Here is a 13277-nt window from a genome sequence, read left to right on the forward strand (position 1 = left end):
GCCACGGCGCCAACCTCGATGAGCCCGAAGCCGGCGCCCCAAGCGCCCGAGTTGCCATGGGCGGCACGGCCGAAGCCATAGCCGTGTCCGGCACAATGGCGGCCATGAGAGTTCTGCACACCATGTTGCGCGTTGGCAATCTCCAGCGCTCCATCGACTTCTACACCCAAGTGCTCGGCATGCAGCTGCTGCGCACGTCGGACAACCCCGAGTACAAGTACTCGCTGGCCTTTGTCGGCTTCGAGGGCGGCAACCCCGGCCAGGCCGAGATCGAGCTGACCTACAACTGGGGCGTCGAGAGCTACGAGCTCGGCACGGCCTACGGTCATATCGCCATAGGCGTGCCGGACGCCTATGCGGCCTGTGAACGGATCAAGGCGGCCGGCGGCCAGGTCACGCGCGAGGCAGGCCCCGTGATGGGCGGCACCACGGTGATCGCGTTCGTGACCGACCCCGATGGCTACAAGATCGAACTGATACAGCGCGCCAGCGACGCGGCCGGAGGCGGTCTTCGCTGAACGCTGAGCACAAAAAAGCCCGGGCATCCCGGGCTTTCTAGTCTTTCTCGCGTAGGGGCCGCGTCAGGGCGCCAGCACGACTTCCACGCGACGCGCCTCGGCATTGCTGCCGCTGCCCTGGGTGACTTCGGGCTTCTTCAGCTCGATTCTGTCTTCGGCCACACCCAGCGCCGTGAGTGCCTCGCGCACGGCCAGCGCGCGTTGCTTGGCCAGCTCCTCATTGAACGCGGCGTCGCCCGTGGCATCGTGAAAGCCCGAGACCACGGCCGTCTTGCCGCCCTCGACCACGCCCTTGACGATCTCGGCCAGGGCCTCGTTGGCACCGGCGGCCAGATCGGCCTTGCCGGTGGCGAAGTAGAACTTCACCACACCACCCTCGACGACCACCGTTGCCGCGTCATCGACCACGACCACCGAGCCAGGAGCTGCGGCCGCGCCCGCGCCGGCCGCCGCGGCCGCAGGTGCCGTGGGGGCATGGGCGATGCCGCGCTTGTAGACCACCACACCGACCACGGTGGAGACCACCAGGGCAATCAGGGCAAAGAGGAACCCGAGTGCGAAGCGTTGCTGGCTGTCGTCGTCGGAACTGCTGAAGGACATGGTGAGTACTCCCGTGAATGAATAATGGACGCGTTGGACAAAACCCGTGGATTGTAGAGTCTCGCCATGCCCCCGCTTGCCGCCCCCCTGCGCGACCCCGCCCCCATGCTCGAGCGCACGCTCGATGAATGGGGCGGACACGAAGACCTGTGGATCTTTGGCTATGGCTCGCTGATCTGGCGCCCGGATTTCGACTTCGTCGAGCGCCGGCCCGGCAAGGTGCATGGCTGGCACCGTGCGCTGAAGATGTGGAGCCGCGTCAACCGTGGCACGCCCGACTGCCCGGGTCTCGTGTTCGGCATGCTGCCCGGTGGCAGCTGCCGTGGCATGGTGTTTCGCGTGGCGTGCGGCCACGCGCGCCAGGTAATGGTGAATCTGTGGCAGCGCGAGATGGTGCTGGGCGTCTACGACCCGCGCTGGCTGCCCTGCCAGACGCCGCACGGCCAGGTGCGCGCCCTCGCCTTCACCCTGTCGCGGCGCAGCCCGAGCTACACGGGCGTGCTGGCCGACGAGGAGTACCGCCGCATCTTTGCCCAGGCCAGCGGCATCTATGGCAGCACGCGCGACTATGCCGAGGCCACGCATGCCGAGCTGCAGCGCATGGGCATACGCGACCGCGCACTGGCGCGCCTGATCGCCTTGACACGCGCGGCCGACTGAGCGACGGCATAAGCGGCTGCACAATGGCGCCATGAGCAAAAGCCCCCTTTCCTCCTCCATCGCCGACCTGCGCAAGAGCTATGAACGCGCCGAGTTGAGCGAAGACGCCTCCCACGCCGACCCGCTGCAACAGTTCGACCAATGGCTGCACGAGGCCATGGCGGCCCAGGTGCAGGAACCCAACGCCATGACCCTGGCCACCGTGGGCAGCGACCTGCGCCCGAGCACGCGTGTCGTGCTCATCAAGGGCTACGACGCCGCGGGCATCGTCTGGTACACCAACTACGACAGCCGCAAGGGACGCCAGCTCGCGGGCAACCCCTTTGCAGCACTGCAGTTTCACTGGGTGGAGCTCGAGCGCGTGGTGCGCATCGAGGGCGTGGTGGAGAAGGTCAGCGCCGAGGAGAGCGACCAGTACTTCCAGAGCCGCCCGCTGGACTCGCGCATCGGCGCCTGGGCCAGCCCGCAGAGCCAGGTCATCCCGGGCCGCAGCGTGCTGGTGACCAATGCCGCCAAGTACGGCGCGCAGTTTCTGCTGCACCCTCCACGCCCGCCGCACTGGGGCGGGTATCGCCTGCGGCCCGACCGGTGGGAGTTCTGGCAGGGCCGCAAGAGCCGGCTGCACGACCGGCTGAGCTACCGTCTGGAGGCAGGCGCCTGGGTGCGCGAACGGCTGGCACCCTGAGCGACTGCCCCACATTCCCGCTGCCTCAGAACGACACGCGCACGCCCAGCGTCAGATTGCGCCCGGCCAGCGGCGCGGCATGCTTGATGAACGAGGTGTGGGCGTAGGCCAGGCGATCGGTCAGATTGCGCCCCTTGAGGTACAGCTGCCAGGGCGTGCCGGCGCTGGTGCGCCCGTTGTAGGCCAGGCCCATGTGCAGCATGCCGTAGCCGGGGGTGGCGGTCTCGAACTGCGCGACGCGGTGCTGACGCGCCACCTGCACCCACGCGAGGTCCGCCTCCCAGGACTGCCAGCGCGCGTCCAGCCGCAGGGCCACGCGCGCGGGCGCAATGCGTGGCAGCCTGCCACCGCCGTCCAGATGCGGGCGCACGCTGTCGCCCGACAGCGTCAGCGCGAGTTGGCGCGACAGCTGCTGGCGCACGCGGCCTTCGATGCCCGTGAACGTGGCATCGGCCTGGCTGTACTGCAGCAGCTGCAGGCCCTCGTGCTCGTCAAGCGTGCGGCCGTGGATGTAGTTGCCGATGCGGTTGCGGAACACGCTCACGTCGAAGGTGGTGTCGCCGCTGGTCTTGCGCAGGCTCAGGTCGATGTTGCGCGAGCGTTCGGCGCGCAGGTCGGCGTCGCCCTGCTCATAGGTGGACGTGGCCAGGTGCAGGCCGCGCGCATACAGCTCCTCCGCCGTGGGCGCGCGCCGCGCGTGCGTGAGGCTGATGCCCGCCGCGTAGCCGGGAGCGAAGCGCCACACGGCGCCCAGCGATGCCGAGGCGCCTTTGTGCGTGCGCCGGGCCGTGCCGTCCTCGAGCTCGGCGTGCTGCCAGTCGTGGCGCAGCGCGGCCTCGATGCGCCAGTCTCCGTGCCAGTCGCCGATGCGGTATTCCTCCAGGGCAAAGACGCCCCACTGGCGGGTGCGCGTCGGCGGCACATAGGCCTCCTCGCCCACGGCGCTGAACTTGCGCTGCGCCGTCTGCACGCCGACCAGGCCGCGCAGGCCCGCGACGCTGGCGTGCTGCAGTTCCACACGCAGGTCGTGCGCGCGGTTGCTGAAGCGGGTGGAGGCGGCGCCGTCCTCCACTTCGTCATGCCGGTAGTCCGTCAGCCCCGCGCGCAGGCGCAGCGCGGAAAAGCCCGCGAAGGGGTCGCGCAGCTCGCCACGGATGTCCATGCGCTCGCTGCGCATGTCCACCACGGGGACGCTGTCAAGGTGATCGTGATCGTGATCGTGATCGTGGTCGTGGTCATCGTTGCCCCCATGGCTGCCGCAGTGCAGATGGTCGCCATGGCTGTGGCAGCCCTCGTAACCGTGGCTGTGGCCCGGCAGGCCGTAGCGGGCGGTCTGGCGCGTGAGGGCCATGCCCAGATAGCCGCGGCTGCCCACCCATGACAGGCCCACGCTGCCCGCCTCGGTGCGGTTGAAGCTGCCGCGCACATGGCGGCCGCCGTCCCAGCCGCCGCCCACGCGGTAGTCTCCCGCGTCGCGCGCTGCGGCCTCGACATGCACGGCCACCTGGCCTGCGCCGCCGGTCAGCGCCAGGGCCCCGGCCGTCTCGCGTGCCGCGCTGCCGGCACGCAGCTCGGCACTGCCCGTGTAGCCCTGCTCGGGCACGGCGGTGGGCACGCGGGCATCGAGCACGTTGACCACTCCGCCCACAGCGCCCGCGCCATAGACCAGCGCGGAGGGGCCGCGCAACACCTCGATCTGCGTGGCCAGCAGCGGCTCGGCCACCACCGCGTGGTCGGGGCTGACGGTGGAGGCGTCCTGCAGCGGCGAGCCATCGGACAGCACACGCACGCGTGCGCCGTCCATGCCGCGGATCACGGGGCGGCTGGCCCCCGCGCCGAAATGGCTGGCGGTGATGCCGGGCTCGCCCTCCAGCGTCTCGCCCAGCGTGGCCTCGCGCCGGCGCACGAGCTCGTCGCCCTCGAGCACGGCGACGGGCTGCGTCATCTCGGCAACGCCGAGCGACAGGCCACTCGCCGACACGGTCACCGCAGGCAGGCTGGACGCGTCCTGCGCAAGGACCTGCGGTGCCGCGGCCGTCAGACACAGCCAGGCGGCCCAGGCCAGGGGATGGCGCATGGAAGGATCAGAAAAAACAAGGGAATACATGGTTGGATTTGTTCCGTGACAAGGCGACAGCGCGCGCGCCCATGCGTGCGCGGGCCGCGCGCAGCCGCACTGAAATTTGAATGAAAAACGGCTTCAGCGCTTGCTGAGCAAGCGCGGGTAGCTATCAAAACGAGAGTTTCCCGCCACTGTTGCGGCGGGCCGGGGCGATGGGCCCTCAGGCAAAGGCTTTCAGCCTCTCAGGCACTCACGGGCGGGGCACGTGCATGAAATGGCGCCGCCCTGCGTTGGGCGGGCGTCGCCGCCGGTGGCGCGGCGGGCGGCCGCTGCGGCTCGGCCTGCACCAGCGCCGGGCCCTGGCCCAGCGCCGGGCCCACCAGCGTCTGCTGGTCCAGCACCTGGCAGCCGGCATCGCCATGGTTGGCGAACAGCGCATGCAGCGCGTCGAGCGCCTGCCCTCCCGCCCCGTGCGGGTGCGCGAGCGCCGGTGCGCCACCCGCGCCGGGCAGGTGCAGCACCTGGTGCATGCGCGCTAGCGCGGGTGCGAGCACCAGGGCCAGGAGCAGCCACACCAACGCCGCACGCCGACGCAGCAGCGTCAGCGGCGGGCAATGCGTTGAGGATGGCACTGGGTGTGGCATGGGCCCGCGAGGGTAACGCGAAAATCAGGCCCCGGGCTTCAGGTGCTCGGAAAAGGTCTTGCGAAACTTGGCCACCTTGGGCCCCACGACAAAGGCGCAGTAGCCCTGCCCGGGGTGGTTGGCGAAGTAGTCCTGGTGATAGTCCTCGGCCGGCCAGTAGCTGCGCAACTCGGCGAGCTCGGTCACCACGGGAGCGCCCAGTTGCCCGTCGCGCTCGAGTTCGTCCAGCATGTCCTGCGCGACCTGCCGGTGCGCCGGGTCGGTGTAGTAGATGCCGCTGCGGTACTGCGTGCCCACGTCGTTGCCCTGGCGGTTGAGCGTGGTCGGGTCATGCGTGGCAAAAAAGATCTCCAGGATCTGCCGCAGGCCGATCTGGGTCGGGTCGAAGCGCACGCGCACGACCTCCGCATGGCCCGTGTTGCCCGTGCACACCTGCTCGTAGGTGGGGGCGGCCGTGTGGCCATTGGCGTAGCCGCTTTGCACATCGATCACGCCACGCACGCGGTCGAATACGGCCTCGGTGCACCAGAAACAGCCTCCCGCGAGGGTGATGCTCTGCAATCCGTCGGACATGGACATGCTCCTTGTAGAGAGGCGCACATCATAGAAAACATGGCGATGTCCGGATGGGCGTGAGGCGACGGCCCGCCGTTGACACCGCCCCGAGGCCGTTGCTAGGATTACTAACCGTACGGTCAGTAATCAATGTCACATCAACTCTCCACCACCGCCGCCGACGCCACCCGGCGCGGGCGCCGCAAGGAGGCGCGTCCGGGCGAGCTGCTCGATGCGGCCCTGGAACTGTTTGTCGAAAGAGGCTACGCCGCCACCCATGTGGAAGATGTCGCGGCGCGCGCCGGCGTCTCCAAGGGCACCCTGTTCCTGTACTTCCCGAGCAAGCAGGAGCTCTTCAAGGCCGTGGTGCGGCAGAACATCGCGGGCCGCATGCCCGAATGGGACCTGGAGATCGACAGCTACGAGGGCAGCACCGACGATCTGCTGCGCTACTGCTTTCAGAGCTGGTGGGAGCGCGTGGGATCGACCAAGGCCGTGGGCCTGGGCAAGCTCATGCTTGCCGAGGCAAAGAATTTCCCCGAGATCGCGACGTTTTATCGCCAGGAGGTGGTCGAGCCCGGCCACAGGCTCATCCGCCGCGTGCTCGAGCGTGGCATGGAGCGCGGCGAGCTGCGCCGCATCGACCCCGACCATGCCGTCTACCTGGTGCTCGCCCCGCTGATGTTCCTGATGTTTGCGCAGCCCGTTCCGTCCCTGTGCATTCCCGAAGGCACGCGCTTCTCGGCCGAGGAATACATCCGCCTGCAGGCGGACAACGTTTTACAGGGGCTGAGCGTTCGCTCGGCCTAGAATTACGGGTTTATCCGATCACAGTGACCGCCCCCCCGGAGTACTCCATGAACATGCCTCTGAACACGTCCGCCGACATCCACGACCCCGTCGAGCAGGCCCGCTACAACATGGTGGAGCAGCAGATCCGTCCGTGGAACGTGCTCGATGCCGGTGTGCTGGATCTGCTCGCCCGCGTGCGTCGTGAGGACTTCGTGCCCCCCGTCTACCAGGGGCTGGCCTTCATCGACACCGAAATCCCGCTCAACCCCGACGCGCAGCAGGCCGAACGCCTGGGCCAGGTCATGCTCGCGCCGCGTGTGGACGCGCGCATGCTGCAGGACCTGCAGGTCAAGCCCACGGATCGCGTGCTGGAGATCGGCGCCGGCTCGGGCTACATGGCCGCCCTGCTGGCCGCCTGCGCCGAGCGCGTGGTGACGCTGGAGATCGACCCCGACCTGGTCGAGTTCGCGCGCGAGAACCTGCGCAGCGCCGGTGTCGCCAATGCCGACGTGCGTCAGGCCGATGGCGCGCGCGACCCGATTCCCGACGGCCCCTTCGATGTCATCGTGCTCAGCGGCTCCGTGGCCGAGGTGCCGCAAAAGCTGCTCTCGCTGCTGCGTGACGGCGGGCGCCTGGGCGCATACGTGGGCCAGGCGCCCATGATGCGTGCCACCATCGTGCGCCGCCAGGGTGAGCGCTTCGAGACCACGCAGCCCTGGGATGTGGTCGTGCCGCGCCTGCGCCACTTCCCCGAACCCTCCTCATTCAAGTTCTGAGCCTCGGCCCCGCCCGCACGCGCATGATGGAACAGTTGCGTCCCGCCGAGCTCGCCGATTGGCTCATCGCGCACGGACCCAGGCAGCCCCTGGTACTCGACGTGCGCGAGCCCTGGGAGCTGCGGGTGGCGAGCGTCTCGGCCGACGGCTTCGAGCTGGCCACCATCCCCATGGGCGAGCTGCCCGCCCGGCTCGATGAGCTCGACCCGAGCCGCCCCGTGGCCTGCCTGTGCCACCACGGCATGCGCAGCCTTCACGTGGCGGCATTTCTGGTGCAGCGCGGCTTTGCCTGCGTGGCCAACATCTCGGGCGGAATCGACGCCTGGTCGCAGGAACGCGATCCCGGCGTTCCCCGCTACTGACCCACAGGCGCCGCGCAACCCAGCACAGCACTCCGGCCCATTCAACCACCGCACCACCACAGCGCCATGAAAGCATTGCAGAGGCTTTTCTCCTCCCACCTGGGCATGAGCGCCGTAAGCGCCATGTGCGCGCTGCTGGCGGCCGGTTCGGTGCAGGCGCAAAGCCTGTCGGAACTGCTGGAGCAGGCCCGCGGCTACGACGCCGCATGGCTCGCGGCCAAGGCGCAGTTGCAGGCCGCTGGCAACCGTGCCGAACAGGCCCGTGCCGGGCTGCTGCCCAGCGCGGCCCTGGTGGGCGAGGTGAACTACGCGCGCTCCGAGCTGTCCTCGCCCGCCCTGCCGCAGGTGAACGTCCATGGCCCCACCCAGACCGTGGGCGTGCAGGCCGCCCAGCCGCTCTATCGCCCCGCGAACCGCATAGGCTTCGAGCAGGGGCAGCGCGGCGTGGATCTGGCCCAGGCCCAGCTCGAGGGTGCCGAGCAGGATTTGATCGTTCGCGTGGCCCAGGCCTATTTCGACGTGCTGGCCGCGCAGGACACGCTGGGCTTCGTGCGCGCACAGAAGGCCGCGGTGGCCGAGCAGCTCGCGTTCGCGCGGCGCAACTTCGAGGTGGGCACGGCCACCATCACCGACGAACGCGAGGCCCGTGCGCGCCATGACCTCGTGACGGCCCAGGAAATCGCCGCCGACAACGATCTGCGCGTCAAGCGCCTGGCGCTCGACCAGCTCGTGGGACGCTCGGGCGTCGCCCCCCTGCCCCTCGCGCAGCCGGTGCAGCTGCCCGCGGTTGCGCCGCCGGATGTCGACAGCTGGGTGCGCGCGGCGCAGGACCACCAGCCCCAGGTGCAGCAGGCCCAGGTGGCGCTGGACATGGCCCGGCTCGAGACGCGCAAGGCCGAGACCGGACACCTGCCCACGGTGGATCTGCAGGCTGGCTACAACGTGCAGCGCACGCCCAACGGCTCGCTCACCATGCCCGGCATGCACGGGCGCGTGAACTCCGCCAGCGTGGGCGTGGCGCTCAACCTGCCGCTGTTTGCCGGCTTTGCCGTGCAGAACCGCGTGAAGGAAACCCTGTCGCTCGAGGAGAAGGCCAGGGCCGATCTCGACAACGCGCGCCGCAGCGTGGCCCAGGCGGCACGATCGGCGTTCTTCGGCGTGCAATCAGGCCTGAGCCAGGTCGCGGCGCTGCAGGCGGCCGAGGCGTCGAGCCAAAGCGCCCTCGATGCCAACCAGCTCGGCTACCAGGTCGGCGTGCGCATCAACATCGACGTGCTCAACGCCCAGACCCAACTCTTCCAGACCAAGCGCGACCTCGCGAGTGCGCGCTACAACGTCCTCGTCGGCACGCTGCGCCTGAAGCAGGTGGCCGGCACCCTGACGCCGGCCGACGTGGCCGCCGTGGACGCGCTGCTGGCCCGCTGACCAGCCCCTGCCGGGCTGGCCGGGGCCGGTCGCCCCGCTTCACAGCACTTCAAAGCTGGTGCACGACCAGCCTGAAGTCCGGATCCTCGTCGAAAGCACGCACCTCGAATCCCAGCCGGCGCATGAGCTTGAGCATGGTCGGGTTGTTGGCCAGCACCAGCCCCTGGATTTCTGCAAGGCCCCGGTCGCGTGCCACCTCCATGATGCTGTGCATCAGCCTGGACCCCAGCCCCTTGCCCGCGAAGTCGTCGGCCACGAGCAGCGCGAATTCGCAGCTCGTGTGATCGGGGTTGGTCACGTAGCGCGACACGCCGATGATGCGCTCCTTGTGGCTGACTTCGCCCTCCTCGTCCACCTCGCGCTCGCGCAGCAGCGCCACGAGGGCCATCTCACGGTCGTAGTCGATGAGCGTGAAGCGCGAGAGCATGGTCGGCGGCAGCTCGGCGATCTGCGAGACGAAGCGGAAATAGCGGCTCTCGGGCGACAGCTCCTTGACCAGGCGCTGCACCATCTGCGCATCGTCGGGGCGGATCGGGCGCACCAGGCATTCGCCGCCGCCGCGCAGGGGCCAGACCTGCTCGTAGCGCGCCGGGTACGGGTGTATGGACAGGTGGCTGAAATGGCCCGAACCCGTGCTCTCGACACGGCCGCCGCTGGCATGGGCCGCCTCGTGCAGCGCGATGCGCGCATCCACGGCCACGGCGCCCTGCTCGTCGACGATGAGCGGGTTGATGTCCATCTCGCGCAGCTGGGGCAGCGCGCAGACCATCTCCGAGACGCGCAGCAGCACCTGCTCGAGCGCCTGCATGTCCACGGCCGAAGCGCCGCGCCATTCGCCCAGGGTCTCGGCCACGCGCGAGCGGTCGATCAGGCTGCGTGCGAGGAACTGGTTGAGTGGCGGCAGCTCCATGGCGCGGTCGTTGATGAGCTCGATCATCGTGCCGCCCGCGCCAAAGGTGATGACAGGGCCGAACGGATCGTCGCTCACGAGGCCGATGCAGATCTCGCGCCCGCGGCGGGCCCGGGCCATCTTCTGCACCGTCACGCCGTCGATGCGCGCATCGGGCTGCAGGCGCGCCACGCGCTGCACCATGTCGTTGTAGGCATCGCGCACCGCGGCGCCGTTCTGCACGTTGAGCGCCACGCCACCGACATCGGACTTGTGCGCGATGTCGGGGGAATGGATCTTCAGCGCCACGGGAAAGCCGAGCTGCGTGGCGATCATCATCGCCTCATGGGCGTTGCGCGCCAGCAGCGTCTTGGTGACCGGGATGTGGAAGGCCGCGAGCAGCGTCTTGGACTCCATCTCGGTGAGCACGTTGCGGCGCTCGGCCAGCACGCTCTCGATCACCAGGCGCGCCCCCTCGATGTCGGGCTTGACCAGCGTGGTGAGCGACGGCGGCGTCTGCTGCAAGAGCTGCTGGTTCTGATAGAAGGACGCGATGTTGCCGAACGCGCCCACGGCCGCCTCGGGTGTGCGGAACGTGGGGATCTGCGCCTCGCGCAGGATCTTGCGCGCCTGAGCGACGCTGGCGTCGCCCATGCAGCAGGACAGCAGCGGCTTGGGCGCCAGGCGCTTGGCCTCGGCCAGCGCCGTGGCGATGGCGTCGGGATCTCCGCCGGGCTTGGGCGAGAAGATGGCGAGCACGCCGTCGACCTGCGGGTCGGAGAAGGCCGCGTTGAGCGCGAGCGTGAAATGCTCGGGGCCGGCCTCCTCGCTCACGTCGATCAGGTCCGCGAGCGACGCCTGGGCCGGCAGCTTGGGCGCCAGGGCCGCGCAGGACTGCGGGGTCAGGCGCCCCAGGTCGAGCCCGATCTCGTTCTCCCAGTCCGCCGCGAGCACGCCCGGGCCACCGCCATTGGTGACCACGGCCAGCCGCCTGCCCACGGGCCGGTAGCGCGAGGCCAGGCATTTGGCGGCGGAGAACAGCTCCACGAACGAGCGCACGCGCACGGCGCCGGCGCGGCGCAGCACGGCATCGAACACATCGTCACTGCCGACGATGGCGCCGCTGTGCGTGAGCGCCGCCTGGTTGCCCGCGGGCTTGCGCCCGGCCTTGAGCACGACCACCGGCTTGGCGAAGGCGGCCGAGCGCACGGCGCTCATGAAGCGGCGCGCGTCCTGAATGCCCTCCATGTAGACCACGATGCTCTGCGTGCGCGCATCGTTGGCCAGGAAATCGAGCGCCTCGCTCAGGCCCAGATCGGTATGGGGGCCGAGCGAGATCACGCTGGAGAAACCCACGGCGTTGTTGGCCGCCCAGTCGAGGATGGAGGCCGTGAGCGCCCCCGACTGGCACACCAGCGCCAGCGAGCCATCGCGCGCCATCGGGCCCGCCGCGCTGGCGTTGAGTTGCAGGTACGGGCGCTGCATGCCCAGCGAATTGGGGCCGAGCAGATGCATGCCCTCGCGCCGCGCGATCTTGCGCAGCTGCTCGGCGAGCGCGGCGTCGACGCCGTTGGAAAGCACCAGGGCCGAGCGGCAGTTCATGCGCCCCGCCACCTCCAGGGCCGCGGGCAGGTCGTGCGCGGGCTGGGCGATGATGGCCAGGTCGGCGCGCGTCTGCGCGAGGTCGGCCAGCGTGCCGCTCGTGTGGATGTCGAAGAACTGCAGCTGCCCCGTGAAGCGCTGGGCCTTGATCGCCTCGCACAGCGCGCGCGCCTGGGGCGTCTGGGCCTCGGGCGCATCGGGGTCACCGGCCAGCACGATGACGGAGCCGGGCGAGAACAGGGACGTGAGGTAGTGCTTGTCCATCATGATGGGCAGATTCTCGGGTATTCCCTTACGTCTTGTCACGCAAAGGCTTGCGCCACGTCAAGACGATGACGCATTCGCGACAACGGACGTCGCCTGCAGCAGCTGCCGCACCGCCCCGGCCGTCGCCCGGGCCGCACCGCGGTGCGCCTGACCGAAGGCCAGACAGCGCCCGGCCGATGCGGCGCGACGCGGCGCGTCCTGGGCCAGCCGCGTTGCCGCGGCCACGCCCTCGGCCATGTCGGCCACGCGCTCGGCCGCGCCGGCCTCCTCGGCCAGGCATGCGGCCTCGGCAAAGTTGAAGGTGTGTGGCCCCATGACCACAGGACAACCGCAGGCCGCGGCCTCGATCAGGTTTTGCCCGCCCAGCGGCGCAAAGCTGCCGCCCAGCAACGCCACATGGGCCAGGCCGTAGTACAGCGTCATCTCGCCCATGGAGTCGCCGAGCCAGACATCGGCCGGCTGCGGCGTGCCCGTCCACTGGCTGCGCCGGGAGACGGAGAGGCCCGCGGCGCGGCACAGGCGCTCGACCTCGTCAAAGCGTTGCGGGTGGCGCGGAACGAGCAGCCATTGCACGGGCGCGTTCACTTCATTTTTTATAGCTTGTTGCGCTTGACTGGCGGGCGCTGGAGGCATTTTTTGCTTGATAACCTCGAGCCACATCGCCTCCTCGCCCTCGCGCGTGCTGGCCAGCAGCACCACGGGCCGGGGCGTGGCGTCGCGCCAGGCGCGGCCATGGGCCAGCAGCTCGGGCGATGGCTGCACGTCGAACTTGAGGTTGCCGAACACCCCGGCCACGGGTGCGCCCAGGTCGCGCAGGCGCTGCGCATCCTGCTCGGTCTGCGCCCAGACGGCCGCCAGGCCCGCATAGGCCGGGCGCGACAGCCATGCCAGGCGCCGCGCGCCCGCGTGGGACTTGGCGTTCAGGCGCGCATTCGCGAGCACCAGCGGCACACCCTGGGCGCGGCAGCCGGCCACCAGATTCGGCCAGATCTCGGTCTCCATGAGGATGCCGATCGCCGGGCGAAACCGGCGCAGAAAGCGCCGCACGGCGCCCGGCGTGTCCCAGGGCTGCCAGACCTGGATGTCGCCGCCCTGCAGCAGCTTGGCCCCCTCGGCGCGGCCCGTGGCCGTGCCGTTGGTGAGCAAGAGGCGCATGCCGGGCAGCTGCGCGCGCAGCTCGCGCAGCAAGATGGCCGCGGCGCGCGTCTCGCCCAACGACACGGCATGAATCCACACCAGCAGCCCGCCCTGCCCGCCTTCTTCGTCCTGCCGCAGTTGGGCCTGTTGGTAGTGGCCAAAGCGCTCGGGCACGGCCAGGGCGTAGCCGGGCTCGGTGCGCGCACGCCGGCGCAGCTTGCGCAAGAGCAGTGGCCGGGCCAGCCGCAGGGCCAGGCTGTAGAGCGCGAGGGCCAGGCGCTGCATGGCGCGGGTGGGCGCAGG

At 69.8% G+C, this 13277-nt stretch carries 13 protein-coding genes; 7 read left to right on the forward strand and 6 right to left on the reverse strand.

Annotated elements, in window-relative coordinates; genetic code table 11:
• Positions 1–104: 104 nt before the first annotated feature.
• Positions 105–518, forward strand: coding sequence for a lactoylglutathione lyase (gene gloA, locus ABUE11_RS08930; RefSeq protein ID WP_367068691.1), 414 nt, complete (start codon positions 105–107; stop codon positions 516–518).
• A gap of 63 nt (positions 519–581) precedes the next feature.
• Here the strand turns inward: gloA and ABUE11_RS08935 are convergent, their stop codons facing one another.
• The gene (locus tag ABUE11_RS08935) at positions 582–1118 is read right to left on the reverse strand and encodes an OmpA family protein (protein WP_367068692.1); all 537 of its coding nucleotides are present in this window, start codon (positions 1116–1118) and stop codon (positions 582–584) included.
• 66 nt (positions 1119–1184) lie between these two features.
• On the opposite strand from ABUE11_RS08935, the gene ABUE11_RS08940 reads away from it, so the two are divergent.
• Positions 1185–1778 carry a gamma-glutamylcyclotransferase gene (locus ABUE11_RS08940; protein ID WP_367068693.1) on the forward strand — a complete coding sequence of 198 codons (594 nt, stop codon included), beginning with the start codon at positions 1185–1187 and terminating at the stop codon, positions 1776–1778.
• Positions 1779–1794: 16 nt separating this feature from the next.
• Positions 1795–2463 (forward strand): pyridoxamine 5'-phosphate oxidase, encoded by a 669-nt coding sequence (gene pdxH, locus ABUE11_RS08945; RefSeq protein WP_367068791.1) that lies wholly within the window; start codon positions 1795–1797, stop codon positions 2461–2463.
• A gap of 25 nt (positions 2464–2488) precedes the next feature.
• Here pdxH and ABUE11_RS08950 read toward each other — a convergent pair whose 3' ends face one another.
• The 3 genes from ABUE11_RS08950 to msrA form a co-directional block, all read right to left on the reverse strand.
• On the reverse strand, positions 2489–4540 hold the full coding sequence (locus ABUE11_RS08950; protein WP_367068694.1) for a TonB-dependent receptor: 2052 nt from the start codon (positions 4538–4540) through the stop codon (positions 2489–2491).
• A 227-nt stretch (positions 4541–4767) separates the two neighbouring features.
• The gene (locus ABUE11_RS08955; RefSeq protein ID WP_367068695.1) at positions 4768–5157 is read right to left on the reverse strand and encodes a hypothetical protein; all 390 of its coding nucleotides are present in this window, start codon (positions 5155–5157) and stop codon (positions 4768–4770) included.
• 36 nt (positions 5158–5193) lie between these two features.
• Positions 5194–5742 carry a peptide-methionine (S)-S-oxide reductase MsrA gene (gene msrA, locus ABUE11_RS08960; RefSeq protein WP_367068696.1) on the reverse strand — a complete coding sequence of 183 codons (549 nt, stop codon included), beginning with the start codon at positions 5740–5742 and terminating at the stop codon, positions 5194–5196.
• Positions 5743–5874: 132 nt separating this feature from the next.
• Here msrA and ABUE11_RS08965 point away from each other — a divergent pair, with 132 nt between their 5' ends.
• The 4 genes from ABUE11_RS08965 (at position 5875) to ABUE11_RS08980 (ending at position 9079) form a co-directional block, all read left to right on the forward strand.
• On the forward strand, positions 5875–6534 hold the full coding sequence (locus tag ABUE11_RS08965; protein WP_367068697.1) for a TetR/AcrR family transcriptional regulator: 660 nt from the start codon (positions 5875–5877) through the stop codon (positions 6532–6534).
• Positions 6535–6581: 47 nt separating this feature from the next.
• Positions 6582–7292 carry a protein-L-isoaspartate O-methyltransferase gene (locus ABUE11_RS08970; RefSeq protein WP_367068698.1) on the forward strand — a complete coding sequence of 237 codons (711 nt, stop codon included), beginning with the start codon at positions 6582–6584 and terminating at the stop codon, positions 7290–7292.
• Positions 7293–7315: 23 nt separating this feature from the next.
• The gene (locus tag ABUE11_RS08975; RefSeq protein WP_367068699.1) at positions 7316–7654 is read left to right on the forward strand and encodes a rhodanese-like domain-containing protein; all 339 of its coding nucleotides are present in this window, start codon (positions 7316–7318) and stop codon (positions 7652–7654) included.
• Between the two features lie 66 nt (positions 7655–7720).
• Entirely contained in the window at positions 7721–9079 is a 1359-nt protein-coding gene (locus tag ABUE11_RS08980) for a TolC family outer membrane protein (RefSeq protein ID WP_367068700.1), read from the forward strand.
• Positions 9080–9128: 49 nt separating this feature from the next.
• Here ABUE11_RS08980 and ABUE11_RS08985 read toward each other — a convergent pair whose 3' ends face one another.
• Both ABUE11_RS08985 and ABUE11_RS08990 read right to left on the reverse strand, forming a co-directional pair.
• Positions 9129–11837, reverse strand: coding sequence for a bifunctional acetate--CoA ligase family protein/GNAT family N-acetyltransferase (locus tag ABUE11_RS08985; protein ID WP_367068701.1), 2709 nt, complete (start codon positions 11835–11837; stop codon positions 9129–9131).
• Positions 11838–11894: 57 nt separating this feature from the next.
• Entirely contained in the window at positions 11895–13259 is a 1365-nt protein-coding gene (locus tag ABUE11_RS08990; RefSeq protein WP_367068702.1) for a 3-deoxy-D-manno-octulosonic acid transferase, read from the reverse strand.
• Positions 13260–13277 lie beyond the last annotated feature (18 nt).

The sequence above is a fragment of the Oryzisolibacter sp. LB2S genome, assembly GCF_040732315.1.
GTDB lineage: Bacteria > Pseudomonadota > Gammaproteobacteria > Burkholderiales > Burkholderiaceae_C > Alicycliphilus > Alicycliphilus soli.

Bases quoted from the DNA above. Each gene is read 5' to 3' on its own strand.
- gloA (WP_367068691.1), top strand. From the start codon at position 105: ATGAGAGTTCTGCACACCATGTTGCGCGTTGGCAATCTCCAGCGCTCC.
- ABUE11_RS08935 (WP_367068692.1), bottom strand. From the start codon at position 1,118: ATGTCCTTCAGCAGTTCCGACGACGACAGCCAGCAACGCTTCGCACTC.
- ABUE11_RS08940 (WP_367068693.1), top strand. From the start codon at position 1,185: ATGCCCCCGCTTGCCGCCCCCCTGCGCGACCCCGCCCCCATGCTCGAG.
- ABUE11_RS08950 (WP_367068694.1), bottom strand. From the start codon at position 4,540: ATGCGCCATCCCCTGGCCTGGGCCGCCTGGCTGTGTCTGACGGCCGCG.
- msrA (WP_367068696.1), bottom strand. From the start codon at position 5,742: ATGTCCGACGGATTGCAGAGCATCACCCTCGCGGGAGGCTGTTTCTGG.
- ABUE11_RS08965 (WP_367068697.1), top strand. From the start codon at position 5,875: ATGTCACATCAACTCTCCACCACCGCCGCCGACGCCACCCGGCGCGGG.
- ABUE11_RS08970 (WP_367068698.1), top strand. From the start codon at position 6,582: ATGAACATGCCTCTGAACACGTCCGCCGACATCCACGACCCCGTCGAG.
- ABUE11_RS08975 (WP_367068699.1), top strand. From the start codon at position 7,316: ATGATGGAACAGTTGCGTCCCGCCGAGCTCGCCGATTGGCTCATCGCG.
- ABUE11_RS08980 (WP_367068700.1), top strand. From the start codon at position 7,721: ATGAAAGCATTGCAGAGGCTTTTCTCCTCCCACCTGGGCATGAGCGCC.
- ABUE11_RS08985 (WP_367068701.1), bottom strand. From the start codon at position 11,837: ATGATGGACAAGCACTACCTCACGTCCCTGTTCTCGCCCGGCTCCGTC.
- ABUE11_RS08990 (WP_367068702.1), bottom strand. From the start codon at position 13,259: ATGCAGCGCCTGGCCCTCGCGCTCTACAGCCTGGCCCTGCGGCTGGCC.